General features: G+C 65.1%; 28 protein-coding genes and 1 tRNA gene. 15 read left to right on the top strand and 14 right to left on the bottom strand.

Annotation, left to right across the window (positions count from 1 at the left end):
- Positions 1–46: 46 nt before the first annotated feature.
- On the bottom strand, positions 47–499 hold the full coding sequence (locus ACZ5BO_RS19495; protein WP_464696167.1) for a hypothetical protein: 453 nt from the start codon (positions 497–499) through the stop codon (positions 47–49).
- A 190-nt stretch (positions 500–689) separates the two neighbouring features.
- Here ACZ5BO_RS19495 and ACZ5BO_RS19490 point away from each other — a divergent pair, with 190 nt between their 5' ends.
- Entirely contained in the window at positions 690–1094 is a 405-nt protein-coding gene (locus tag ACZ5BO_RS19490) for a hypothetical protein (RefSeq protein WP_464696166.1), read from the top strand.
- A gap of 57 nt (positions 1095–1151) precedes the next feature.
- Entirely contained in the window at positions 1152–1442 is a 291-nt protein-coding gene (locus ACZ5BO_RS19485) for a hypothetical protein (RefSeq protein ID WP_025131915.1), read from the top strand.
- Between the two features lie 21 nt (positions 1443–1463).
- Here the strand turns inward: ACZ5BO_RS19485 and ACZ5BO_RS19480 are convergent, their stop codons facing one another.
- Positions 1464–2669: an MFS transporter gene (locus ACZ5BO_RS19480; protein ID WP_464696164.1), complete on the bottom strand. Its 1206-nt coding sequence runs from the start codon at positions 2667–2669 to the stop codon at positions 1464–1466.
- A gap of 124 nt (positions 2670–2793) precedes the next feature.
- Here ACZ5BO_RS19480 and ACZ5BO_RS19475 point away from each other — a divergent pair, with 124 nt between their 5' ends.
- Positions 2794–3702: a LysR family transcriptional regulator gene (locus ACZ5BO_RS19475; RefSeq protein WP_464696163.1), complete on the top strand. Its 909-nt coding sequence runs from the start codon at positions 2794–2796 to the stop codon at positions 3700–3702.
- Positions 3703–3715: 13 nt separating this feature from the next.
- Here ACZ5BO_RS19475 and ACZ5BO_RS19470 read toward each other — a convergent pair.
- The 3 genes from ACZ5BO_RS19470 to ACZ5BO_RS19460 form a co-directional block, all read right to left on the bottom strand.
- Positions 3716–3790, bottom strand: a tRNA-Gln gene (locus tag ACZ5BO_RS19470).
- A 166-nt stretch (positions 3791–3956) separates the two neighbouring features.
- Complete coding sequence (locus tag ACZ5BO_RS19465) at positions 3957–4655, bottom strand: hypothetical protein (RefSeq protein WP_464696162.1); 699 nt, start codon at positions 4653–4655, stop codon at positions 3957–3959.
- 90 nt (positions 4656–4745) lie between these two features.
- Positions 4746–5678, bottom strand: coding sequence for a LysR family transcriptional regulator (locus tag ACZ5BO_RS19460; RefSeq protein WP_025131911.1), 933 nt, complete (start codon positions 5676–5678; stop codon positions 4746–4748).
- Between the two features lie 112 nt (positions 5679–5790).
- Between ACZ5BO_RS19460 and ACZ5BO_RS19455 the strand changes: the two genes are divergently transcribed.
- From ACZ5BO_RS19455 to ACZ5BO_RS19415, 9 genes are all read left to right on the top strand, one after another.
- Positions 5791–6384: an FMN-dependent NADH-azoreductase gene (locus ACZ5BO_RS19455; protein ID WP_025131910.1), complete on the top strand. Its 594-nt coding sequence runs from the start codon at positions 5791–5793 to the stop codon at positions 6382–6384.
- A gap of 203 nt (positions 6385–6587) precedes the next feature.
- Positions 6588–8183, top strand: coding sequence for an FAD-binding oxidoreductase (locus ACZ5BO_RS19450; RefSeq protein WP_025131909.1), 1596 nt, complete (start codon positions 6588–6590; stop codon positions 8181–8183).
- 5 nt (positions 8184–8188) lie between these two features.
- Positions 8189–9784, top strand: coding sequence for a glycerol-3-phosphate dehydrogenase/oxidase (locus ACZ5BO_RS19445; protein ID WP_464696161.1), 1596 nt, complete (start codon positions 8189–8191; stop codon positions 9782–9784).
- Positions 9785–9804: 20 nt separating this feature from the next.
- A complete protein-coding gene (locus ACZ5BO_RS19440) occupies positions 9805–11382 on the top strand; it encodes an FGGY-family carbohydrate kinase (protein WP_029978783.1) in 1578 nt (525 codons plus the stop codon).
- A 199-nt stretch (positions 11383–11581) separates the two neighbouring features.
- Complete coding sequence (locus tag ACZ5BO_RS19435; protein ID WP_464696160.1) at positions 11582–12031, top strand: hypothetical protein; 450 nt, start codon at positions 11582–11584, stop codon at positions 12029–12031.
- Between the two features lie 322 nt (positions 12032–12353).
- A complete protein-coding gene (locus ACZ5BO_RS19430) occupies positions 12354–12830 on the top strand; it encodes a hypothetical protein (protein ID WP_464696159.1) in 477 nt (158 codons plus the stop codon).
- Positions 12831–12893: 63 nt separating this feature from the next.
- The gene (locus tag ACZ5BO_RS19425; RefSeq protein ID WP_025131904.1) at positions 12894–13139 is read left to right on the top strand and encodes a hypothetical protein; all 246 of its coding nucleotides are present in this window, start codon (positions 12894–12896) and stop codon (positions 13137–13139) included.
- A gap of 222 nt (positions 13140–13361) precedes the next feature.
- On the top strand, positions 13362–13655 hold the full coding sequence (locus ACZ5BO_RS19420) for a hypothetical protein (RefSeq protein WP_464696158.1): 294 nt from the start codon (positions 13362–13364) through the stop codon (positions 13653–13655).
- A 328-nt stretch (positions 13656–13983) separates the two neighbouring features.
- On the top strand, positions 13984–16110 hold the full coding sequence (locus ACZ5BO_RS19415) for a TonB-dependent receptor family protein (protein WP_464696157.1): 2127 nt from the start codon (positions 13984–13986) through the stop codon (positions 16108–16110).
- Positions 16111–16208: 98 nt separating this feature from the next.
- On the opposite strand, the gene ACZ5BO_RS19410 is transcribed toward ACZ5BO_RS19415, so the two are convergent.
- The 3 genes from ACZ5BO_RS19410 to ACZ5BO_RS19400 all read right to left on the bottom strand — a co-directional run bounded on the left by ACZ5BO_RS19410 (position 16209) and on the right by ACZ5BO_RS19400 (position 17453).
- A complete protein-coding gene (locus ACZ5BO_RS19410) occupies positions 16209–16358 on the bottom strand; it encodes a hypothetical protein (protein ID WP_177330335.1) in 150 nt (49 codons plus the stop codon).
- 152 nt (positions 16359–16510) lie between these two features.
- Positions 16511–17008, bottom strand: a complete 498-nt coding sequence (locus ACZ5BO_RS19405) for a hypothetical protein (protein WP_025131900.1) — start codon at positions 17006–17008, stop codon at positions 16511–16513.
- A 193-nt stretch (positions 17009–17201) separates the two neighbouring features.
- Positions 17202–17453, bottom strand: coding sequence for a hypothetical protein (locus ACZ5BO_RS19400; protein ID WP_464696156.1), 252 nt, complete (start codon positions 17451–17453; stop codon positions 17202–17204).
- Between the two features lie 106 nt (positions 17454–17559).
- Here ACZ5BO_RS19400 and ACZ5BO_RS19395 point away from each other — a divergent pair, with 106 nt between their 5' ends.
- Positions 17560–18090 (top strand): hypothetical protein, encoded by a 531-nt coding sequence (locus ACZ5BO_RS19395; RefSeq protein WP_464696155.1) that lies wholly within the window; start codon positions 17560–17562, stop codon positions 18088–18090.
- A gap of 56 nt (positions 18091–18146) precedes the next feature.
- Here the strand turns inward: ACZ5BO_RS19395 and ACZ5BO_RS19390 are convergent, their stop codons facing one another.
- The 6 genes from ACZ5BO_RS19390 to ACZ5BO_RS19365 all read right to left on the bottom strand — a co-directional run bounded on the left by ACZ5BO_RS19390 (position 18147) and on the right by ACZ5BO_RS19365 (position 23259).
- Positions 18147–18746 (bottom strand): putative adenosine monophosphate-protein transferase Fic, encoded by a 600-nt coding sequence (locus ACZ5BO_RS19390; RefSeq protein ID WP_464696154.1) that lies wholly within the window; start codon positions 18744–18746, stop codon positions 18147–18149.
- Positions 18746–18916: a YhfG family protein gene (locus ACZ5BO_RS19385; RefSeq protein ID WP_115658651.1), complete on the bottom strand. Its 171-nt coding sequence runs from the start codon at positions 18914–18916 to the stop codon at positions 18746–18748. The genes ACZ5BO_RS19390 and ACZ5BO_RS19385 overlap by 1 nt, the downstream gene beginning before the upstream one ends.
- A 166-nt stretch (positions 18917–19082) precedes the next feature.
- A complete protein-coding gene (locus tag ACZ5BO_RS19380; protein ID WP_464696153.1) occupies positions 19083–20795 on the bottom strand; it encodes an amidase in 1713 nt (570 codons plus the stop codon).
- 246 nt (positions 20796–21041) lie between these two features.
- Positions 21042–21926, bottom strand: coding sequence for a tetratricopeptide repeat protein (locus tag ACZ5BO_RS19375; protein WP_464696152.1), 885 nt, complete (start codon positions 21924–21926; stop codon positions 21042–21044).
- Positions 21914–22354, bottom strand: a complete 441-nt coding sequence (locus ACZ5BO_RS19370; RefSeq protein WP_464696151.1) for a hypothetical protein — start codon at positions 22352–22354, stop codon at positions 21914–21916. The genes ACZ5BO_RS19375 and ACZ5BO_RS19370 overlap by 13 nt, the downstream gene beginning before the upstream one ends.
- Before the next feature lie 44 nt (positions 22355–22398).
- Complete coding sequence (locus ACZ5BO_RS19365) at positions 22399–23259, bottom strand: suppressor of fused domain protein (protein WP_464696150.1); 861 nt, start codon at positions 23257–23259, stop codon at positions 22399–22401.
- A 200-nt stretch (positions 23260–23459) separates the two neighbouring features.
- On the opposite strand from ACZ5BO_RS19365, the gene ACZ5BO_RS19360 reads away from it, so the two are divergent.
- Together ACZ5BO_RS19360 and ACZ5BO_RS19355 are read left to right on the top strand one after the other, a co-directional pair.
- Positions 23460–23819, top strand: a complete 360-nt coding sequence (locus ACZ5BO_RS19360) for a DUF7677 family protein (RefSeq protein WP_025131893.1) — start codon at positions 23460–23462, stop codon at positions 23817–23819.
- A 168-nt stretch (positions 23820–23987) separates the two neighbouring features.
- A complete protein-coding gene (locus tag ACZ5BO_RS19355) occupies positions 23988–24182 on the top strand; it encodes a hypothetical protein (protein WP_464701324.1) in 195 nt (64 codons plus the stop codon).
- Positions 24183–24203: the final 21 nt, after the last annotated feature.

Genomic DNA, 24203 nt, shown 5'->3' with positions numbered 1-24203 from the left:
TGGACATCGAGGGCCCCGCCGTGGTGGGGCCGTTTTGCCGCGGTGGTCAGCTGGTGGCGATCATGCACCCCAGGGCGCCGGATTCCTGGTAGATGACCCGGGCCTTGTGGGCGTTGGCGAAGTCGCGCAAGCCACGCTTGGCAACGTCGCTGTAGCCCAGGGCCACGGCCCAGCGTGCTGCTACAGGGCTGGTGTACTTGGTGAGTTTTTCGATGTCCTTCAGGGTTTCGGCCAGCAGCTTGTTGCCGGCATTGGTGGCGCTTTCGACTTTCAGCTCGATGGCGTAGAGCTCGTTGGTGTGCTTGGCCAGCACGTCCAGGCGCAAGGTCGAATTCGGTTCGGGATAGGGCACTTCGCGGGCGGCGGACACCTGGGCCGAACGCAGCAGGATCAGAAACTCCACTTGAAACCACACTTCCCAGGCGGCGCCGGTGCTGATGGCGGCTTCGATGCGGGCGTGGTCGCTGAGGATCAGTTGGCTGAGGTCGGTGTTCTTCATGGCGCATTCCTTTTGGTTGGGGCGCAAAGAGGAACGCGCGGCAGCAGGCGGCTGTGAATCTGCCGGCCGGGCCCTGGGTGGGGTATTCTTCGCGGCCGGCAATCGGCCGGGCCAGTCATTGCCCCATGGCGCCAGATGAAGGTTCCAACGGCGGATGCCGGCAGTCATCAACCAAGCACGCGGGTTGGATATGGGTATCGAACGTCTCCTGAAAAAACGCCAGCTCAATGTTCAGGAACAAAACACTCTCGAAGCCTACGAACTCGAATGCACCGCCAGGAGCTGGCGGGACGAAGGTATGCCCCAGGCCTTGCTGGATTACGCCCGGTCACAGGGTGTCGACTGGTCGGCGACCATCGTGCTCAAGTTGGCTATCGACTTTCCCGGAATGCCCAGCCTGTTTGGCTTGCTGTTGACCCAGGACGAGCGCTTCATCGACTTTGAAATCGAAACCGACCCCACTCACCGGCAGGTGGCAGCGGTGGAGTGCTGGAAAGACATCACTGCCACGCTGGATCATTCGACGCGTAACCGAGGTACAGGCCAGGGCTTTGCGGCCATCGCTCTGCAAGTCCGGCGCCAGTTGCTCGACTAGGTCGATCACGGCGGATGGGCGATTGGCGGTTTTTCTGCCCCATGAGGAGTGGCTTTGATGCCTGAGCGAATACCCCGCCTGCGAGCGGACTTCATTGAAGTCCTGGATGAAGTGGGCCCCTTGCTGGCCCGTGCCTATGAGCAACTCGGCCCGGTACCCGAGGATCACGCCTTGGCCCAGGCGGGCTTGGAACATGGGCGGGAAATCGTGCTCGATTACCTGGCGCACAACGAGGCCGGGGTCGCCTTCGAGCATCTGCTGTACATGATCAATGAGCCAGCTTTGCTGATTTCAGCGCATTGTCGGGCAGCCCTGGCGCGGCTAGCCGAACGCCTGGGGTACCCCTGAAGGCATGAGCGGGATTAAGCCTCAATGCGCCTTCCTGGCGCCTGGCTGGCTCAGGTTGGCCGCGCCCAGCCAGTAGAACAGCCCGCCGGCGAGGATGAACGCCGCCAGCATGTAGAAGATCCAGTGCGCCGGGTGGCTGGCCAGGAGCATGCCGCAGAGGATCGGGCCCAGGGCGCCGCCGAGGTTGGAGAGGTTCTGCGCGCCGTAATACAGGCCTCGCAGGTGCTCGGGGGCGATCAGGTCGATGAACATGTACTCGGCGGGAAACACGATGATCTCGCCCAGGGTGAACACCACCATCGACAGCACCCAGAACGTCAGGCTGGTGGCCAGGCCGAAGCCGCTGACCCCCAGCAGGAACAGGCCCAGCCCCAGCGCCAGCCAGCGGCTCAGGTGGCGCTGGCTAATCCTGCGGCCGATGGCGTATTGCAGGGCGATCACCAGCAGCGCATTGGTCGCCACCAGGGTGCTGATGATGCGGTAGGTGGCCTCGGCCGAGGTGGTGACCACCAGGTACTGCGACAGGTACGCCGAGAACTGGCCAAAGACCACGGCGCTGAGCAGGCCGCCGAGGGTGAAGCACACCAGGCGGTAGTCCCGTAGCAGCTGTTTGCCCAGGGCCGTGAAGGCTAGCGGCGCTGGCGTCGGGCCGGCGGCATCGAGCTGTCGGTCGCCCCAGCGCAGATGGATTGCCAGGAACCCGGCGCCCAGGGCGGCGGAGATCAGGAACGGCAGGCTGATGTCCAGGCGCGCCAGCCCGGCGCCGAGGAACGGGCCCACGGCGTAGCCGATATTGGTCAGGGTGTATTTGATCGAGAAGGCTTCGCTGCGCTGTGCCACCGTCAGGCGCTGGGCAAAGCCGGCCTTGATCGCGATGTCGATCACCGCATAGGCCAGGTTGACCAGCACCAGGCACAGGTAGAACAGCCACAGCTGGCGGGCGCTGAAGGCGCCGATGAAACCCAGGGTGAACAGCGCGCAGCAGGCCAGGATCAGCCGGTAGCTGGGCGTGCGGTCCACCAGGAAACCACCGTAGAGGCTCAGCAGCGAGCCGAGGATCATGCTGCTGCCGATCACCAGGCCGATGTCGCTCACTTGCAGGCCGAAAGCGCTGCTCAGGTAGATCACCAGGTAGGGCAGGGTAATGGCTCGGGCCAGGGTCAGCACCAGGGTGCCGGCCAGCAGCAGGTTGATTGCTTTCGGGTAGCTTTTCAGGGTGCGCAGCATCCGTGCCTCATCGGTCTGTAACGGCGTTCTTGAGAATGCCAGCCAGCTTACTGGGGAATCTGATTCTGTTTTATGATGTTTTTTACCCAGTGAAAGGAATCAGATTCATGAATAAGAGGCGCCGATGTTTTCTTCCGAACGCTTGAAGGGGATCGATGTATTTGTCTGCGTGGCCGACTGCGGCAGCTTCAAGGCCGCCGCCGAACGGCTCAACCTTACGGCTTCCGCCGTCAGCAAGGCCATCGCCCGGCTGGAAGGGCGGCTGCAGGCGCGGCTGTTCCAGCGCACCACCCGCAGCCTGGCGCTGACCGACGCGGGCACGGCCTTCTACCGCACCTGCAGCGGGGTGCTGGCTGACCTGGAAGAGGCCGAGCTGGCGCTGAACGCGGAAAACTCCGAGCTGCGGGGGCGGGTGCGCATCGACCTGCCCGGGACCTTCGGCCGCTCCCAGGTGCTGGCCGCCGTCTTGCGCTTTGCCCGGGAGCATCCGGGCTTGCAGCCGCACATCAGCTTTTCCGATCCTGGGGTCGAGCCGCTGGAAGCCGGCGCGGACATCGCCGTGCGCCTGGGCGGCGCGGGGCAGTGGCCGGCGGCGCTGGGGCACCGTTGCCTGGGCCGCGAGTGGCACCTGTTCTGCGCCTCGCCCGATTACCTGCGCAGCCATGGCGTGCCACTGACCGACCAGGACCTTGAGCAGCATCAGTGCATTGCCTATGGCTGGGTGGATGGCCGGGTCAGCCCCTGGAACTTCGCCAGTGGCCGCCCGGGCGAGACTGAGCGCCGGGTGATGTCCGCCAGTTGCGTGGTGGGTGATGGCGAGGGGCTGTTGATGGCCGTGCAGCAAGGCTACGGCATTGCGCAACTGCCTTCCTGGCTGGTCAAGCGCCAGTTGGAGCAAGGAAGCCTGGTGGAGGTGCTGCCGCAATGGGCCAGCGAAGGGCAGGCGATCCATCTGCTGTGGCTGAAAAGCCGCCAGGGGTTGCCCAAGGTCAGTGCATTGCTGGAGATGCTGGAACGGAATCTGCGGGGATAACGATGAGAAAAAATGGCAGGGGCGGCTGGATTCGAACCAACGCATGGCAGGATCAAAACCTGCTGCCTTACCGCTTGGCGACGCCCCTGTAGCTGTTGCGAGATTCCTGGCAGTGATTGCAGCCTTGGGAGGGCCGCTGCAGGAACGGGCGGCAATTTATCAATTTTTTTGCCGCCTGGGAAGCCCTGAAGTGCAAAAAACAGGTTTGAAAACAGCTGGTTAGTCTTGCAGCAGGTTTTTTCGCCCGGATCGCCTCAAGCGATCAGGTAGGGTTCCTGGGTATCGCGCAGCGGTTGGGCGACTTTCAGCGCTTGGCCAATGGCCTGCAGTTCGTCCCCGAGCAGGGTCCGCCGGCCCAGCTCGTAGCAGTTGCCAGCCGGTCCCAGGTGCGCCAAGAGCAGCCCGACCAGGTGCTGGCCATCGACCTCGAGGATTATCTCCATGCAGGTTTGTGCCTCGCTGGCCGTCAGGTAAATCAGGCCCTCGACTTCGGCGCGGCGCGGGTTGCGGGCTTGAGCCCAGGCCTGGAATGAACCCTGCTCGCTGCCGATGGTGGGCAGTGCCCAGGCCTGGGGATCGAGGGGCTGTGCCTGAAGGGCGGCGAGCAAGGGCTGGCTGTCGAGGATCTGCAACTGGTAGCGCTGCAGGCCCCGATGGATCTCATGGGGGGGCTTGGCCTGCGGTGCCAGCCCCGTGATCCGGGCTTGCAGGAGGTGGCTGTGGGCAATTTCCGAGGGCTGTTCCCCCCAGCTGTTGAGGTCGGCAATCGGCGGGCACCAGATCAGTTGCAGGGTTTCACCGACGCTCACCTGGTCCTGGTGATCGAAGTAGGCGGTGCTGGTCTGGCCGGCCTTGGGCAGAAGATCGCCGAGGCTGAGCTGGGGGGCGGCGTAGTCGATGCCCTGGTCCGTGGACCAGAACAGTGGGGCGCAGGTTTTCATCGGTGCAGGCATGGGGTGATCGACTTGGTGGTTCGAGGGGGAATTGTTCGGCACTGGCGCCGGCTTGTCACGCTTGTTAAACGCGGTGCTGGGCGTGGGGCATCAGGCTTCAGCCCCCGTGGCCGGGGCTTCGACCACCGCCAGGCGTTCGGGCAGGTGCTTGAGCAGCGCATCCACTGCCACCCGGGTCTTCAACGGCAGGTGCGGGGTCTGGGGGCGCAAGGCACTGATTGCAAAGGTGACGCCCGAGCAGTCCGCCAGCACTTCCTGCAACTCACCCCGCAGCAAGTGCTCCCGGGCCAGCCAGTACGGCAGCCAGGCAATGCCCTGATGGGCCAGGATGGCGTCGGTCACGGCCCGCAGGTCGTCCATCAGCAGGCGGGCATTGGGCATGAACGCCAGCGCTTGGCCATCGACCTGCAACTGCCAGGGCCGTACCTGGCCAAAGCGTACATAGGCCACGGTCTGGTGCTGGTGCAGCGCCTCGACGTTGCGCGGTAGGCCGCAGCGTTGCAGGTAGGCGGGAGAGGCGCACAGGGCCATGCGGTGTTCGCCCAGGTGACGGGCCACCAGTTGGCTGCTGTCGGCCAGGTGGCCGATGCGGATGACCAGGTCGAAGCCTTCCTCCACCAGCTCCACGCTGCGGTCGCTGAAGCACAGCTCCAGCACCAGTTCAGGGTGCTGGCGAGCCATCTCGATCAGGATCGGGGCGATGCACAGGTGGCCGAAGAGCACCGGCATCGAGACCCGCAGGCGGCCGCTGACCTGGGCCTTGCCGCTTTCCAGCTGGGCCTCGCCGGCACGGATTTCCTCCAGCGCCCGCAGGCAGTGCTGGTGGAACAGTGAACCTTCCAGGGTCAGGCTCTGGCTGCGGGTCGTACGCAGGAACAACTGCACCCCCAGCCGCTGCTCCAGCCGGGCGATGGCCTTGCCCACTGCCGAGCGGGTGATGTGCAGCCGGTCCGCGGCCTGGGCAAAGCTGCCGGCCTCGACCACGGCCACCAAAACTTCGATGCCGCTCAGGTTGTCGCGCATGAGTGTGTAGCTCTTGAGTCTCCAATGGGAGGAAATAATATCGCCACTGGGGATAAAAAGGCGATGTTAGGATTTTTCCCATTCATTTATCGATGCTTTTGGAGAACCTTGCATGTCGCGTTTTCTTGTCCTCAAGTCCAGCCTCATGGGCAGCCTTTCCACCACCAGTGCATTGATCGACCGCTACCTTGTGCAGCGTCAGGCCAAGGGCTGCGACGACGCCGTGGTGGTCCGCGACCTGGCGGCCCTGGAGCTGCCGGTGCTCGACCACGAGCTGTTCCATGCACTGCGCGGTGCCCAGGACCCGAGTGAGCGGGCCCAGGCGGTGGTGGCCCTGTCCGATGAGCTGATCGGCGAACTCAAGGCCTGCGATGTGCTGCTGATCGGCGCGCCGATGTACAACCACAATGTGCCAACGCCGTTGAAGAACTGGTTCGACCTGGTGGCTCGGGCTCGGGTGACCTTCAACTACACCGACCACTACCCGATGGGCCTGGTGCAGGGGGTGAGGGCGGTGGTCTTCAGTTCCCGCGGTGGTGTGCATCTGGGGCAGGAGACCGATGCGGTAACGCCTTACCTGCGTTCGGTGCTGGGCCTGATGGGCATCGACCAGGTGCAGTTCGTCTATGCCGAAGGCCTGGATGCCCGGCCTCAGGGGCTGGCGCAGGGGTTGCAGCAGGCGCACGAGCAGATGGCGATGCTTTGAAGGCCGGTCGAATAGCGCTGCCGGTTGGGCCGCCGAGGTGCTGCGGGGGCGTGTGGCGCCGGCCGCCAGCCGAGCCAGGGGCCGGCCGGTGTTGACTCAATTGGCTACACCCGCTGGCTCAATGTGACCGTGACAGCGGCCAGCGGCTGACTAGTATAGGGAGCCTGAAACAAGACCTATAACAACGGCACAAGGACACACGCATGCGACGCTGGAACGGCTGGGGGGATGCAACCACGGTGGTCGAATTGCCGGCCGAGGGCGCGGGGTTTCTCGCCGAGCGCCTGGGGCCGGGCCGGCGGTTGCCGGAGGCGACCCTGGAGCAGGCGCTGGCCCGGGTGCCGGCTTCGCGCCTGGAGGCTCATCCGCTGTACAGCATCACTGCCCAGGAGCGCCTGCTGCATGCCCGGGGCCAGAGCCTGCCGGACTGGCTGGCCCTGCGCGAGGGCGAGCTGGGGGCCTACCCCGACGCGGTAGCCTTTCCGGAAACCGCCGAGCAGGTCCGGCAGTTGCTGGCCCTGGCCGAGGACCTGGACCTGTGCCTGATTCCCTATGGCGGCGGTACCTCGGTGGCCGGGCACATCAACCCGCCCGGGTCCCGACGGCCGGTGCTGACGGTGTCGCTGGCACGGATGAACCGCCTGCTGGAGCTGGACGAAGACAGCCTGCTGGCAACCTTCGGCCCGGGCGCCAGTGGTCCGCAAGTGGAGAGCCAGTTGCGCGCCCGGGGCTACACCCTGGGGCACTTCCCGCAGTCCTGGGAGCTGTCGACCCTGGGGGGCTGGGTGGCCAGCCGTTCCAGTGGCCAGCAGTCGCTGCGTTATGGGCGCATCGAGCAGTTGTTCGCCGGTGGCACCCTGGAAACCTTTGCCGGGCCGATGCCCATCGCCACGTTCCCGGCCTCGGCCGCCGGGCCGGACCTGCGGGAAATGGTGCTGGGGTGCGAAGGGCGCTTCGGGATCATTTCCGAGGCCAAGGTGCGGGTCAGCCGCTTGCCGGACGACGAGCGTTTCTACGGGGTGTTCCTGCCGGACTGGACCCAGGCGCTGCAAGCCGTGCGAGCCCTGGCCCAGGCCCGGGTCCCGCTGTCGATGCTGCGCCTGTCCAACGCCGTGGAAACCCTGACTCAACTGGCCCTGGCCGGTCATCCGACGCAGATCGCCTGGCTGGAAAAATACCTGGCCCTGCGCGGCGCCGGGCCGGACAAGTGCCTGCTGACCTTCGGCGTGACCGGCAATCGCCAGCAGAACGCCTTGTCCCTGCGTCAGGCGCGCCGGCACCTCAAGGCTTTCGGCGGGGTCTTTACCGGCACCTTGCTGGGCAAGAAATGGGCGCAGAACCGTTTTCGCTTTCCCTACCTGCGGGAAAGCCTGTGGAACGCCGGCTACCTGGTGGACACCCTGGAAACCGCCACCGACTGGAGCAACGTCGACAGCCTGCTGCAGCGCATCGAAAACAGCCTGCGTGACGGCCTCGCCGCCGAGGGCGAGCAGGTGCACGTGTTCACCCACCTGTCCCATGTCTACGGTGAAGGCTCGAGCATCTACACCACCTATGTGTTCCGTCCGGCGGCCACTTACGCCGCGACCCTGGCGCGCTGGCAGGCGCTCAAGCATGCCGCCAGCCAGACCATCGTCGAGCACCACGGCACCATCAGCCACCAGCACGGCGTGGGCAAGGACCATGCACCCTATCTGCTGCGGGAAAAAGGTCCCCTGGCCCTGGAGACCCTGCGGGCCCTGAGCCGGCATTTCGACCCGGCCGCCAGGCTCAATCCCGGCACCCTGCTGGAGGAGTGAGGGCCATGGACGAGGCGTGGAACGAGCAATGGCGGCGCCAGGCGCTGCCGCAGCTGGCAGAACAGACCTGGGACCTGATCGTGATCGGCGGCGGCATCAGCGGTGCCGGCATCCTGCGCGAGGCCGCCCGGCGCGGTTGGCGCTGCCTGCTGCTGGAGCAGCGGGATTTTGCCTGGGGCACGTCCAGCCGCTCCTCGAAGATGGTCCATGGCGGGTTGCGCTACATCGCCAAGGGCCAGTGGCGGCTGACCCGTGACTCGGTGCGCGAACGCCAGCGCCTGCTGCACGAGGCCCCGGGGCTGGTGGAACCGATGAGTTTTTTGATGCCCCATTACCGTGGCGGCTTTCCCGGGCCCCGAGTGTTCGGTGGCCTGCTGACGGTCTACGACGCCCTGGCCGGACGGCGCAGCCATCGCTTTCACGATGCCCGGCAGACCTGCTACCTGGCCCCCGGGGTCAAGGACGTGGGACTGCTGGGTGGCACCTGTTTCGTCGATGCCCTGACCGATGACGCACGCCTGGTGATGCGCGTGCTGGCCGAGGCCCGGGCTGACGGTGCGTGGGTGGTCAACGGCATGCGCGTGGAGCAGTTGCTGCGCGAGGGCGAGCGGGTCTGTGGGGTGCAGGTCGAGGATGTGGAGAGTGGCACCCTCCAGCAACTGCGCTGCCAGGTGCTGGCGGTGGCCACCGGCGCCTGGGCCGAACGCCTGCGCCCAGTGGCGACCCCACGGCAATTGCGTCCCCTGCGGGGCAGCCACCTGTTGCTGCCCGGCTGGCGCCTGCCGGTGGCCCAGGCCTTGAGCTTCATGCACGCCGACGATGGCCGGCCGGTGTTCGTGTTCCCCTGGGAAGGGGCGACGGTGGTGGGCACCACCGACCTCGATCACCGGGAGGCGCTGGACCTGGGCGCCAGCATCAGCCCTGAAGAGCTGGAGTACCTGTTGGCGGCCATTGCCCAGCAGTTTCCCCAGGCGCACATCACGGGTGCCGATGTGCTGTCGACCTGGGCCGGGGTGCGCCCGGTGGTGGGCAGTGCCGGGGGCCAGGCCCATGGCAAGCCGTCCAGTGAATCCCGCGAGCATGTGCTGTGGCAGGAGCCCGGTTGCGTGACCCTGGCCGGCGGCAAGCTGACCACGTTCCGGCCCCAGGCCATCGAGGTGCTGCAGGCCTGCGCGGCGATGATCGGGCGCAGCGTCAGTGATGACGGCGCGCCGGTGTTCAGCCCGGTGGCGGCGCTGGCTATCCCCGGGCTCAGCGCCGCCCAGGAGCGGCGGCTGGCCGGGCGCCATGGCCGCGATCTGCCCCGGCTGGCGCAACGGGTTGGCGAACTGGGCAGCGACTGCATCGGCGCCAGTGACACCCTGTGGGCCGAACTGGCGGTGGCCGCCGAGGCGGAGATGGTCCTGCACCTGGACGATCTGCTGCTGCGGCGTACCCGCATCGGCCTGTTGCTGGCCGAAGGGGCAGCCGCCTACCTGCCGGCCATTCGCCGCGTGTGCCAGCCGCGGCTGGGCTGGAGCGATGAACGCTGGCACACCGAGGAACAGCGCTACCGCACCTTGTGGCAACGCCATCACAGCCTGCCCGCGAGCGCCCATTGATGCCCAACCCAGAGAGCCCCATGGACAACCCCGAGAACAAGAATAAGCAGGCCTACCTGCTGGCGATCGACAACGGCACCCAGAGCGTGCGGGCACTGCTGTTCGACCTTCAGGGCAACTTGCTGGGCAAGGGCAAGGTGGAACTTGAAGCCTATTTTTCCACCCAGCCCGGCTGGGCCGAACAGCACCCGGACTACTACTGGGCCAAGCTCGGCGAAGCCTGCCAACTGCTCTGGCAGCAGACCGGCATCGACCGCTCGCAGATCCGCGGCGTGTCCCTGACCACCCAGCGCGGCACCTTGATCAACGTCGACGCCCAGGGCCGGGCCCTGCGCCCGGCGATCCTCTGGCTCGACCAGCGCCAGGGCGCGGTCGAGGGCCGGATCAAGGGGCCCTGGGGCTGGCTGTTCAAGCTGATCGGCGCCGAGGCCACCGTGGACTATTTTCGTGCCCAGGCCGAGGCCAACTGGGTGGCCCAGCACCAGCCGGACATCTGGGCCGCCACCGACAAGTTCCTGCTGCTCTCGGGGTTTCTTACCCATCGCCTGACCGGCAATTTCGTCGATTCGGTGGGCTGCTGCGTGGCCTACCTGCCGTTCGACTACAAGCGCCTGCGCTGGGCCGCCCCCAGCGACTGGAAATGGCAGGCCCTGGCGGTGCGCCAGGAACAATTGCCGACCCTGCTCAAGCCCGGCGAGACCCTGGGCCGGATCAGCGCCGAGGCCAGCCGCCATACCGGTATCCCCGAGGGCCTGCCGCTGATTGCCGCCGGCGCCGACAAGGCCTGCGAGGTGCTGGGCTCGGGCGTCCAGGACTCGACCACTGCCTGCCTGTCCTACGGCACCACGGCCACCATCACCACCACCCGCGCGCGCTACCTGGAGGTGGTGCCGCTGATCCCGCCGTATCCGGCGGCGGTGCCGGACCACTACAACTGCGAGGTGATGATCTTTCGCGGCTACTGGATGGTCAGCTGGTTCAAGCAGCAGTTCGGCCTGCGGGAGGTGCAGCAGGCGGCGCAGCAGGGGCTGGAGCCGGAGCAACTGTTCGATGCCCTGGTCCAGGCCGTGCCGCCGGGGTCCATGGGCCTGACCCTGCAACCCTACTGGTCGCCGGGCATCCGCGAGCCGGGCATGGAAGCCAAGGGCGCGATGATCGGCTTTGGCGACGTGCACACCCGGGCGCATATCTACCGCGCGATCCTCGAAGGCCTGGCCTACGCCCTGCGCCAGGGCATGGAGCGCATGGAGAAGCGCTCGAAGCTGAAGATCACCCGCCTGCGGGTCGCCGGTGGTGGCTCCCAGAGCGATGCGGCCATGCAACTGACCGCGGACATCTTCGGCCTGCCGGTGGAGCGGCCCCATGTGTACGAGGCCTCAGGCCTGGGGGCGGTGATCGCCTGTGCGGTGGGGCTGGGGCTGTACCCGGACTTTGCCAGCGCCATCGGTGCCATGACTCGGGTGGGGGCGGTATTCGAGCCGCAGCCCGCGGCGCAGCAGATGTACCAGCGGCTGTACAGCGAGGTCTACCTGCGCATGTACCGCCAGCTCAAGCCGCTGTACCAGAGCATTCGCGAGATTACCGGGTACCCGGCGTGAGGGGCGATTGGGGGCGGCAAGCCGGCCTGGCCAATCGCGCATCCATGAGCGCTCTGGATGCGGCCCTTCGTCAGGGCGCACGGGGCCTTGCAGCTGCGGCTCCTGCAGCAGATTTCTGCTGCAGGAAAGAGGCTCTTGTAGTGAAATGGCGCGACCGCAATGCACCGGTGCAACCCTGAGCCAACCCGGCAGTAGGACGATGGCTGACAAACAAGTCTACGAGTTGACGCTGCAAGACCTCCTCGAGCACGGCGTCTGGTATTTCCCGATGGATGAAACCGTGGAGGATGAACTGACGGTTCGTCCGGCAGGCCCAGGGCAGGGGTTCGAACAGGATTATCAGGTCATCGTCAGGACCACCTTCGAGAGCCGCGAGGGCAGCCGTTACCTGGGCTACCTGTACTGGCACGCCAGTGCGCACGTCTGTGATTCGCAACCGGTGGTTTTTGTTGGCAACAGCGACTGCATTGCCTTCTGGAGCGGTATCGCCACCCCCTCCTGGGCGGATTATCCCGCGCCAGTACAGTGCCTCCGCCAGGCGCTGCCGCTGGCCTATGCATCGCAAAGGCTGCTTGGGCTGGAACCTCTCTGCGGGGTTCTGGAAGGGCTGTATGGCCTTGAGGGCGAGCGCATCTGCCTGGTGAAGTGAAAGGTCGCTCTTGTCTGTGGTACCTGGCGCCTAGAGTGTGAGCCTGGAGCGTGACTCTCAAGCCCGCTGCCGCATCCTTCAGCAGTCGTAGGCTGCGCTCAAATGGCAAACGTCTTGATCTTCAATGCGACACCCGGCCGCCAGTATTGGGCACCGTGCCGGGGGCGCGGCGTTCTGCTGCCATCTTGCAGGCCGGGGCGGATGGCGATGAAGGTTAGGAGTAGGGGGTGGGTTGTTGTAGGTGAAAACACCTACAAATAAGGTTTTGTTTTTCGTGGTTGGCGTATTAGTATGTGAAAACACTAACAGCTAAGGCGCTCCCATGATCACTCTCGACCATGCCTTCAAGGCCCTTGAAGTTCTCACCCAGGATGAATTCAACCGCCGTTTCCCGGGGAAAAACACCCTGGGAGAGGTGGTGTTGGGGATGGGCCCCCTGGTGGAAGCCCTGAACCAGGAGCGAGGCCTGTCCTGGCGCAAGATCGCCGAGATCGCCGACCTCTCGGTGGCGGGGCTCGATCGCTGGCGCAATAACGGCTACGGCCGCAAGAAGCATTGCCAGAAGCTCATCGACTACTGCGCCCAGCACGTGGCTGGGTCCAGCCCGCAGCAACCGCCGGCCATCCCCGTCGGTGCCAGCGTCGCCGACAGCCTGCGCTCCTGCAGCCCGGCGCAGTTGGAGAGCGTGATCCAGCAAGCCCTGCAGGCGCAATTGGGGTTCCCCCATTCACTGGTCTGCACCCTGGTGAAGATGGAAGCCGGTGCCGAAGGGCACCGCCTGGAAATCCTCGTGCGCTGATCGGCCCGGCCCGGCCATCCTCGGCCGCTGGCCCTTACTGTTGAACATCAAGGAGATTGAACAATGAACGATTTGCAGACTTCGGCCTGGGACCTGGTATCCGCAGCCCTGAAGCACAATGTGACGCTGTTGCCTGCCGGGCAGGAAAGAACCATTCGCCAGATCATCGGTGAAGACCTGTGGCAGCCGTTGCAGCGAAAAAATCGCCATCGCTTTGGCAAGTCGGTGCGCGCCAACCTTGACCATTACGGGCTGGTGTTCGTGCGCAAGGCCGGGACCATTGCCGTGTACAAGAAGTCCGCGGTCTAGCGAGCAGCGGGTCGTGGGCAAGGCTGTGAAAACCTGGCCCCGCGGGGACCGCCCGAGCGTTCACAGCCTGCTCCGAGCCTCATCGAAACCCTTGGCCATGCCGGTGCTGAGCGGGCTTTCAGCTCGGCATGTTCATTGATCAGGAGGATCAATCCCTGTGTACAGGCTTGGAGCCGGACGTCATGCTCGCGCTGGCCCGTTGCCTCGCCGAGCACGTTGATCGTGCACCAGGTCCTGCATACCGGTCGGGGAGGCGGGCAGCAGGGCCGCTATCAGAGTCCGGCGCTGAGCCTCCAGGGCGTCACCGGCTTCATTCACGAGTTCAACACCTACCTGTCCAGCGCCGGTCGTTTCGACCGCTGGCAGCATTCGCCCGGGCAACAGGCCACGGTGCTCTGGGACCGCCACAACCTGCTCAACGCCCATGGCCCGCCTGAAGACTATGCACCCACGCTGAGGGCCCTTGGGTTCAGCCACGGCGAGCCGCAACTGCCAGTGCCCGACACCCATCACTAGCATCAGCAGCAGGATGAAAGCTCCAGGCCGACTCTCCAGGGTTGCGACTGGTCCTACTCGCCCTGGCGCGCTGAAGACGAGCAGCGAAGATCGGCTGGCTAGCTTGGCGCGGCGACCCGCCGTGAGCCATGGAAGGCGTTCACCGGTGCGCGGCTGCGGCACGCTTGGCAACTGCCCATGGGGCCCATCGGGCCACTCCTTGGGGAACCAGAGAAAACCCCGGCAACACCCGCTTGCCGGTTAAAAAAGCCAAATTGCCATGTGTTTCCTTCGTTCCTTGATACGTCGCAGCTTTCACTGCCCGTTTATCTGAGTTGGAGTTTTCCAGATGCCCTTGCCCAAATCCCTGCCCACGGCCCTGTTGGGCCTGGCATTTGCCTGCCCGGCGCTGGCCGAGAACCTGGGCGTGGAGTTGGCCCCGGCGCTGATCCAGGGGCAGGATCCGGCCGGGGAAGGGCAGGGGGTGGAAGAGGCCCGGGCCCGGCTGGCCCAGGTGCCTGGGGGCAGCAATCTGGTGGACATGCGCCGCCCGCTGCAGGGCCGGGTGGCCAGCAACCAGGATGTACTGGCCTACCAGCCCGGGGTCTATGCCCAGTCGGCGGGTAACGAAGGGGTGAAGATCTCGATCCGCGGCTCGGGCATCAACCGTGCTCCGGGCGCCCATGCCTCGGGGCTGTATACGATGCTCGACGGCCTGCCCCTGACCGGCCCTGGTGGCACGCCCTACGAATTGCTGGAACCTTTGTGGGTCGACCACGTGGAAGTGCTGCGCGGCGCCAACGGGTTCGACCGTGGCGCCCTGGCCCTGGGCGGGGCCATCGACTACGTCAGCCACACCGGCTATGACGCGCCGTTGTTGCAGGTGCGCTACGCCACCGGTAGCCATGGCTACCAGCAGCGTCAGGTCAGTTCCGGGCAAGTGCTGGGGGACTTCGACTACTACGTCTCGCTGACCGACTCCAATGCCGATGGCTACCAGGATCACACCCGCAGCCAGAGCAGGGGGGTGATCGGCAACTTCGGCTATCGCTTCAACCCGAACCTGGAAACCCGCTTCTACCTGCGCTACCGCGAGACCGACAACGATCTGGCCGGGCGCGTCACCAAGCGCTCCATTGAACACAGCCCCCGGGCGGCCAACCCGGCCTACGTCAGCCGCGACGACCGGCGCAAGCAGCCGGGCAGCACCTTCATCGGCAACAAGACCACCTACTACATCGATGACCAATCCAGTCTCCAGGCCGGGCTGGTGTACCACGACTACCCCATGGACCTGCGCGAAGGCCCCAACCGCCTGAAAGTGGCCTACAGCGACGTCAGCGGCACCCTGGACTACAAGCGCCGCGACAGCCTCTGGGGCATGGAAAGCCGCAGCACCCTGGGCCTGCGGGTGACCAAACACCTGCCCAATGACGGTGCCAGCGAGTTCGTGCGCATTCCTGGCGGCAATACCAAGACCTACGCGCCGGGCACGCGGATCCGCAACTTCACCTACCAGGGCTCGGATACCGTCCTGCACTTTGGCAATGACCTGGAGATGGCCGAAGACCTGTGGCTGACCACCGGCCTGGCGGCGATCTACACCCGCCGCGAAAGCGCGGTGACCTACCCCGAGGGCGGCGGCAAGACCAGCCTCGGTGACTGGGACTACGCGCCGCGCCTGGGCCTGCGCTACCAGCTGAACCCGGATCTGCAACTGTTCGCCAACCTCAGCCGCTCGGTGGAAGCGCCCCATCCCTGGTCGCTGATCTACAGCGCCAATCAGCGTTTCCCGGCCGGCAGCGGCGTCGCCAGCGGTGCCCAGCGCAATCCGATCAAGCTGCGCAATCAGACCGCTACCACCCTGGAACTGGGCGGGCGCGGCGATAGCCGCCTGGGCCAGTGGAGCCTGGCCTGGTATTACGCCCAGGTGCGCCACGAACTGCTTTCGGTGCTGCCGGACGCCAGCGCCACCACGCCTTACGAACTCAACGCCAGCCCCACGGTGCACCAGGGCGTGGAGGCCAGCCTGCAGAGTGAACTGTGGTCGCAGCCGGGCGTCGGCCGCCTGAGCCTGCGCCAGGCCTACACCTTCAGCGACTTCCACTATCGTGACGATTCGCGCTTTGGCGACAACCGCCTGCCGGGCCTGCCGATGCACTACTACCAGGGTGAGCTGCGCTACGACTGGCCCCTGGGCTTCTTCGCTGCGGTCAATACCCAGCTGGTGTCCAAGGTGGCGGTGGATTACGCCAACAGCTACTACGCCGATCCCTATGCGCTGTTCGGCGCCACCCTGGGCTACAACGCGCCGAAGAACGACTGGCAGACCTGGGTCGATGTGCGCAACCTGACCGACAAGCGCTACGCCGCCACCGTGACTCCGGGCTACGACGACAAGGGGCTGGACGTGGCGCGTTCGACGCCGGGGGAGGGGCTGGGGGTGTACCTGGGCGTGTCCTGGAACCTGCGCTGAGAGCAGGGCTGCGAGCGAGCCGACACCCGCAAATGAAAGTGCCCGCAACAGCGGGCACTTTGTTGAGGCCGGGCGGTGTCAGCCCAGGTGGCAGTGATTTACCACTGGCCCGAGAACACGCAGGTCAGCGCTTCGAGGGCGCTGAACTTCCACAGCGAGTCGCCGCAGTCGTTGGCGAAGGCGTGGGCGTTGGAGGCGGTGAGGGCCAGGGCGATGGCCGAGGCATAGACGATTTTCTTCAGCGACATGGGAAAACTCCTTGTTATGAAGCCGCACGTTCTTGTAGGCGCCATCCTGAAGGGGGGGGGCTGCTGCGGACTATAGGCCCAGACTGCCCCCGGCACTATTAGCCCGAATGTGCTAATGGCCCATGTGCAGCACTGTGCCGCCCGGCCCAGGCTCAGTTGCAAAAATACAGCTCGTCCAGCTGCCGCCGGCGTATCACCAGGTACTCCTCCCAGACCTTGGGAAAGTCCTCGTCCCGGGTCAGGGGGAAGGTCAGGTAGTAAGTCCGACCGATGACTCTGATGTACTCCCGCACCCGTTTGTACGCCGGCTGCTCCAGCAGCGAGATGTATTCGTCATAGGCGTGGTGGTAGTGGGAAATCGTCACCCGGTGGGGCGCGATCATGCCGCGGGAGAAGTCGATCACCCAGCCATGGCTCATGTCGCTGCCCAGGTAACCGTAGACCCCATCCTCGGAGAGGCTGATGGCTTTTCGTGCCTGCACGCCATCCTCGTCGTTGACCAGCACGATCTGGCTTTCGAAATAGCGGATGGCCTGTTGCTCGGGGCCGTGCAACTGCAGGTTCCAGCCGACGGCGCCCATGCGGAACTCGCCTTGCTCGGTGAATTTTGCAGTCCAGCCGTTGGCAAGGGTGATGCTGTGTGTGGTCATGGTCGTCCTGGTGTTGGCTGTCCCTGAAGGCTGGGAATTGTACGTCAGCCGCTGTGGGAAACGGCAGGATCCGTGGCGCCCGATCAGTCTTGTCGGCATGCGAGTTTTCCTGTGCCTGTGGCAGTGCCCTATGGCTAGCCACGCCAGTGCGTGGCGCACATGCGCCAGGGCCCGGGTTTCGACCTGGCCCTGGTCACTCTCCGGCCTGATACCGCAGCAACTGGCGCAGGCTGAAGGGGCCCTGGGGCAGCGGCTGATCCAGCCCCGGCAGGCTGTCGCGCACCAGGTTCAGGGGCGCCGCGCAACGCAGGGTCTGGGTGAAACTCCAGCAGGGCACCCGTGGCTGGGGTTGCTGTGGGGCCAGCGGTGGGCCGTCGCGAATCAGGGCATGAAGCGCGCAGGGGATGACCTTGGCGGGCTCTGCTGCAGCGCGCTGTTGGGTCAATCAGGCAGTGAGCGGCCCTGCCGGGTACGGCATAATGCGCGGCCTTTTTGGCTAAACCTAGGAATTGATCAGGAGGATCAGGCTGGCTATGTACAGACTTGGGCACATGATAGACAACCAGTGGGTGGAGCACAGTTATCCGCCGGTATTCGTGGTTGCTCCCATCGGCGACGGGCAGCGCGTGGTGGCGGGTGCCCCAGGCTCGGACCCGCAGGTCCTGCTCAGCCTGCTGGGCTGCCTGGCCGAGCCGCTGGTGCTGCTGTTCGTGCTGCACACGCCCCGGGACGAATCGCAAGCCGGCCGCTACTGGAGTCCGGAGCTATCGCGTGAAGACGTTCAGGATTTCATCTACGACTTCAAGCCACTGCTCTGTGGCGACAGCCGTTTCGACCTGTGGGTCCACTCGCCCGAGCAGCAGGCCACCGTGGTCTGGGATCGGCACAACCTGATCTACGGCTACGGACCAGTGGAAGACTACGTCACGGCCCTGCACGCACTGGGCTTCGGCCATGGCGAGCCGCAGTTGCCCGTGCCCCATACCCACCACTATCACCCGCAGTTGGACGACCTGTGCCGGCAGTTGCTCACCCACTTCGATTGGCAGCACTCGCCATTGCGGCCAGAGGATGAGCAGTGAGGGAGTTTGCAGAGCCAGGGCCGGAGCCTGCATGAGGCGCCTTTGACACGCTCGGATCAGGCGTGAATCGGCTGGCCGATGCAGCGCTGGAAGACCTGTTCCATAGGCTCCAGGTGGCCGTTGTAGGCAGCGATATTGGCCAGGATCCACTCATCGCTTTCGATGCCCCACCAGCTGATTTCAAACCCGGCATTCATGATCAGGTGTTCGAACAGGATGCGTTGTGCTCGGCCATTACCGTCGCGAAATGGATGCACTACATTGAGTTCGGAATAGGCATGGGCAACAGCGGCTATCAGTTCTGTACGCTGCATGCCGTCGAACCAGTTGGCCGCGGCCATGATCTTGAAGATCTTGCCGGCTTCTTTCTCCATGTAGGCCGGTTGGCAGAAGCGTGTGTCCTGCTTGGATATGCCCACTGTTCGAAGTTCTCCGGCCCAGTCATACAGGTCCTCGAACAGAGTCAGGTGGATGCTCTTGAGATAGTTCAGGTCATAGGGTGGAGGGCTGAACTCGAGGCTTTCTGCAGCCAGGGAGGAGAACAGTTGTTCAGCGGTGCTCAGGCTCAGATCGTTGCGAATGCCGAGTTTGTTACGCAGCACAGTAGAGTTGGGGTAACAGTAGGGATCCTGGCCAACTCCATATTTGTCGGACATCAGGCTTTGGACTTGGCGAAGGCCTTCAACAGTTCCTCTCGTGAAGGCAGGGCACGCTCAGCGTCTGCGGGAGAGACCTTGAAGCCTTCCAGGCGCAGGCTGGCTGCATAGTTGGATTTGCGGGTCTTGGCGGCGTAAGCCTTCTTGGCTTCTAGGCTGATGGTTCCCATGGGGAGGTCTCAATGGCGTGAGTGGGCGAATTATAGTCGATCTCACTAGAGGACCGCAGCGCTAGCCCTTTGCAATCAGTTGTCTGAGCCTGGTGCAGGCAAGTCAATTGCCAAGTGGATTACCCGCGGCGTGAATCGGGGCCGTTGCGGCCCCGGTCCCGGTTCGTCACTGACCGCGGTGCAATGCCGGCGTGCGCGGTGGAATCAGGCGCTGGCTGCCGGTGGCCTCGAACGCCGAAGCTAGGCGCAGCAGGCTCGAATCGTCATAGGCGCGGCCGGCGAAGGTCAGCCCTACCGGCATGCCGATGTCCGCCATCACCCCCATGGGCACGGTCACGGTCGGCACCCCCAGGTGGCGGATGGCGAGGTTGCCGTTGGCCACCCATACGCCGTTGCTCCAGGCAATGTCCGCCGACGCGGGGTTGATGTCGGCATCGGCCGGGCCGACGTCGGCCACGGTGGGGAACAGCACGGCGTCCAGCCCGAGGCGGTCCATCCACTCTTCGAGGTCGATGCGCCGGGTCTGCTCCAGGCCGCGCAGGCCGTCCGCCAGGCTGGCGATCTGGTCCCAGGTCTTGAGCCCGCGCTGGGCCATGTTCACGTATTCATCCATGCCGGCGGCCAGGTCGTCTTCACGGTTGGGCAGGGTGCCGGGGTCGTGGGGGAAGATTTTCGGCCCGTCGACATCGGCCAGGCGATTGAGCTTGGGGTCGTCGTTGGCCCGCAGGAAATCATCGAAGGCCCAACCCGACAGCTCCCACAGCTCGTCATGCAGGAACTGCTTGCTGACCAGCCCGCGGTTGTACACGGTGGGCGCACCGGGGCGATCGCCCTCGCAGTTGGACACCAGGGGGAAATCCACCTCCAGCACCTGCGCGCCGGCCGCTTCCAGGGCCTTGCGCGCCTGCTCCCAGAGGGCGATCACCGAAGGCCGGGTGTGGATGCGCTGGCCAGTGGGGCCGCCGATGCCGGGTTTTTCGCTGGTGCCGGCCTCGGGGTCGGCATTGATGTACATGCGCGGCACGCCGAAGCGCTTGCCAGCGAGGGCGCCAGGGGCCGCCGCCAGTTGCGGGTAGGACGCCGGGCGCACCGAGGCCACGCTGGGGATCGGCACCCAGGGCTGCAAGCGCCACAGGTCGCCACGGGTGTCCGGGTCTTCGGCCACCACCACCTCCAGCACTTCCAGCAGGTCGGCCATGGTTCGGGCGAAGGGCACTACCACGTCCATGGTCGGGGTCAGCGGCCAGTTGCCGCGCACCGAGATCACCCCGCGGGACGGGGTGTAGGCGCACAGGCCATTGTTCGAGGCCGGGCCGCGACCGCTGGACCAGGTCTCCTCGGCCAGGCCGAAGGCGGCAAAGCTGGCGGCGGTGGCAGTACCGGCGCCGTTGGATGAGCCCGAGGCGAAAGGCGCGGTGAGGTAGTCCGCGTTGTAGGGGCTTTCGGCGCGGCCATAGACCCCGCGCTGCATGCCGCCGTTGGCCATGGGGGGCATGTTGGTCTTGCCCAGGCAGATGGCCCCGGCAGCCCGCAGGCGCTCGATGGTGAAGGCGTCGCGGTAGGCCACCAGGTCGGCAAAGGCCGGGCTGCCGGAGGCGGCGGTCAGGCCCTTGACCAGGTAGCTGTCCTTGGCGGTGTAGGGAATGCCGTCCAGCGGTCCGAGGGTCTGGCCCTGGGCGCGACGGGCATCGGATGCACGAGCCTCGCTGAGGGCATCGGGGTTGTGCACCACCACCGCATTGAGGGCGGTAGAGGTGTTCGGACCGTCATAGGCGTCGATCCGTGCCAGGTACGCCTGGACCAGTTCCACGGCGGTGGCCTGGCCGGATTCAAGGGCGGCGCGCAATTGCGCGATGGAGACTTCGGTGACTTCGATCATGCTGCTCTCGCCGCTGGCTGATGGGGGGCAGGGTGAAGAGGGCGCACGGTTGCGCCGCTGTTGTACTGGGTGTTCATTTCGATTCTCGTGGTACGACTGGGCACGACAAGGGTGACAGGGGAAATCCGTGGGTCTTTTTAGCATCTAGCGCGGGGCAGAGGAATCGTTGCGAGGTTTTGTGCACCCTGGCCACCGATAAAAGAGCGCCGCATCTGCGTTGCGCCACCGCTCAACCCCTGGGGCGTATCACGGCACGTTCAGGTGGAGACTGGAATTCACCTTCCAGCTTTTCTGACCCTCGGGCAGGATCGGCTCACCGGAAAAGCGGTAGCTGCTCATGGCCTGCAGCACGGCCTGATCAATGGCGTCGTCGCCCGACCCTTCCAGCAGCGAGATCGTCGGCACATTGGAGCCCGGGATATATTCAAGCTGGAACTTGACCGGCCTTTTCGCAGCGCCCGGCTCGAGATTCTTCGACAAGCCCCGTTGTACGCTGCGCAGCTTGCTACGTAGCCTGGCCGTGGTGCTGGCGACCCAGGCCTGGTTGTAGCGTTTTTCCTGTTCGGCCGTCAGCACCAGGCCCCTGGCGCGCAGCCGCCCGATCCCCTCCCAGGCGTCACCCCAACTGACGGTGAGCGCGCTGAAATACAGCCGCAACGCGCCCTCAGGATCCTCTGGTCCGCCCTTGCCGTCCTCCATCAGCCTGGCCAGGTGGTTCTTGCTCGCCGAGTTGTCGGGCAGGGCCGCGGCACGCTGGTAAAATTCCCTGGCCTTGACGTAGTCAGGGGGCGCGCCGATGCCTTCATCCTCCAGGCGACCAAGTTGGTAGTAGGCCGAGGGATTCACCTCGGCTACCGCTTGATAGAGGACCTTGGTCTTGCTCACGTCTTGCGGCACGCCGTGGCCTCGTTCGTAAAGGTCGCCGAGCATGGTCTTGCACAGCAGGTCGCCGTTGTCGCTGCGTTCACGGATATAGCTGATCTGTTCCCGGGTGATGGGTTGCTGATCACGAAAATGCCAGCAGCGCAGGCTGGCGAGCTTGTTTTCCGTTTCTCGCTCGGCAGTGCTTTGACAGCCTGTGAGTAAGGTACTGGCCAGCAGCAGGGCGATAGCTTTGTTCATGCAGGGCATCTGTTGAACTCACCCAGGTAGTCGAGGGTGGCAGTGCTGGACGGCTGACGTTGAGGCGCTCCCGACGTCGTCGATTGCCGGTCGCCGTAGATCGACTGCTGGGCAACGATGATGAAATGGCTGTGGCCCGGCTCTACCCGGGAGCGCAGCCGCTGCTTCTGCGCGTCGTCGCGGATCAGCGATTCCAGGTACTGCGGACAGTCCTGGCTGGACACCAGCTCGATGAAGTCAGAGTCCATGTAGAAGCCCAGCTCCTGCTCCAGGCGCCAACTGGGGTTGCGCTCTTCCCAGGCCTGGTACTCGGCGTTGCTGGCGCTGGCGTCCGGCTCGGGTTCCCACTGCTCGAAGGCGAACCCTTGGGCTTGCTGATCGTCGGCAAACCTGCCAGCGAACAGGTGGAAGGCATAATAGGCATCGTGTTCTTGCATCGGGTGACGAACTCTTCCGGTGGGCGGGGCGCTCGGGGCCAGGGTCAGACGACGCTGGCGCGTTCCAGGCGGACGACATGGCCAAGGCCGGCGGCGTTCAGGCGGCTCACCAGGTCTTCCCGGGCGGCACGGCCACCCTGGCGCACGAACTCCAGTTCGGCGGCGGTAATCAGCACCAGCGGCACCAGGCTGACCGGGGACAGCGGCATGTCTTCCAGACGGGTCGGGAAGTCGGGGGCAGGGCCGCCGAGCAGCACGCCGACGCAGTCGTCCTCGGTGGCGAAGTGCGCGGGCAGTTGCTCACTCATGGCATGGGACTGGCTGAACCCGGGCAGCTCCAGGGACAGCACGCCGTGTTGTGCCAGTTGATGGGTAATGCCGCCGGCCTCGGCCACGGTGTTGGCGACATGGCGCAGCAGTTCGAAGGTCCAGCTGTTGACGAAGGGCGCGACATCGCCCACCGGGCCTTGGGCGTGGGCGGGGATGTCCGGGGTTTCAATGAACAGCTCCATTTCAAAGCCATTGCCCAGGTCATCGCCCTCGACGCCGTCGAACGGGTCGCTGAGGCCTTCGGTCGCAAGCAGCAGGGAGTGGGGGCGACGGACGATACGAAAGGCCTGGCGGGTCGAGGGCCAGTCCGGGCCGCCCATCAGGCTGGGGCTGATCATGTAGCCCAGGACATCGGTTTCGCAGGTGCCGACGGTCTGCCAGTGACGGTCGAGGCTGGCAGCAGAGGCATCGCGAAGCGCCTGGTTGGCCTGCTCGGCTGGGCTCAGGTCGAAGGGTGCAGCGGTGTCATTGGTGTCAGTAGTGGCCGGGGCCGGGGCCGCCGTGGCAAGGCCGGGTTCGAGCTGTTGTGGGCGGGGCTTGTTGAAGGCATTGAAGAGTTTTTTCAGAAAATCCATGGGCGGTCCTTGCAGTGGGGCTGGGCTGTACCCGGTACAGCGGATCAAATGCCGAGCATTGTGACGGGTTGCGCGGGTGCCGCAAACCGCAAGGTGGTTTTTGCTCGAAAGCGAGCGATCCAGTCAACTTGGGCCTTGCCTTGGAAACGATCTGCAGCCGAGAATCCGCCCCGACGCGAGACCATGGAGAGGGGCTGAAGATGCACTACCCGAAGAAGCTGAGCCCGGAGTTTTCCGGGGCGCTGAGAACATTCAGTTTTTGGGTCGCCAACGGCACTCTTGGCTATCCGTTGCTGGAAGGCGTGGACTATCGCGCCTGCTTGGTCGAGGAACCGAGCATGCTGGAGATCGCCTATGCGATCTTTGCCAATGTACTGGAGTTGGATGAGCAGGGCGTTCCGGTGAATGCCAAGTATGCAGAGTTCAGGGCTGCGCAATATATCCGCCAGTATTGCGATCCGGGGTACAGCGCCATGCCGAAGTTCGAGGCGTGGGAGCAGGAATTGTTTGAGCCGCCTGATCGCCAGGACTGCAAACCCTGGCCGCCGGGAGTGGCTTAGGTATCGACTCACGCGGGCCTTCACTCGGAGGGAAGCCGTGCAGGCTCAGCGCCGGCGGCCTGTTCCAGACGGTAGGCAACCGCCAGTCGCAATTGCCGGCCGCCTGGGGAAGGACGATGGGGTCTTTGACCTCGCAATGACCAGTCCTGGGAGGCTGAGAATGAAGCCATCCGCGCGGTTCAGAGGCGGTTCCAGGACCTGGGCGCCACCGTTGACATCAACAGTCAGGCGCGCGTTGACCTTGGGTACGAGCAGCGATTCGGCAGGTCTTTCGCTCAACTGCCGTCGGCTAAAGAGGGGGTTGATCGCTGCCTGTTCGCAGCGACCTGTATTGGCCTGGATGTGCAGTCGGGGGAGGCCTAAGCGCATGGCCTGGCCGATGTA

This window comes from Pseudomonas sp. FFPRI_1 (genome assembly GCF_055384485.1).
This window is presented reverse-complemented; position numbering and strand designations above follow the sequence as displayed.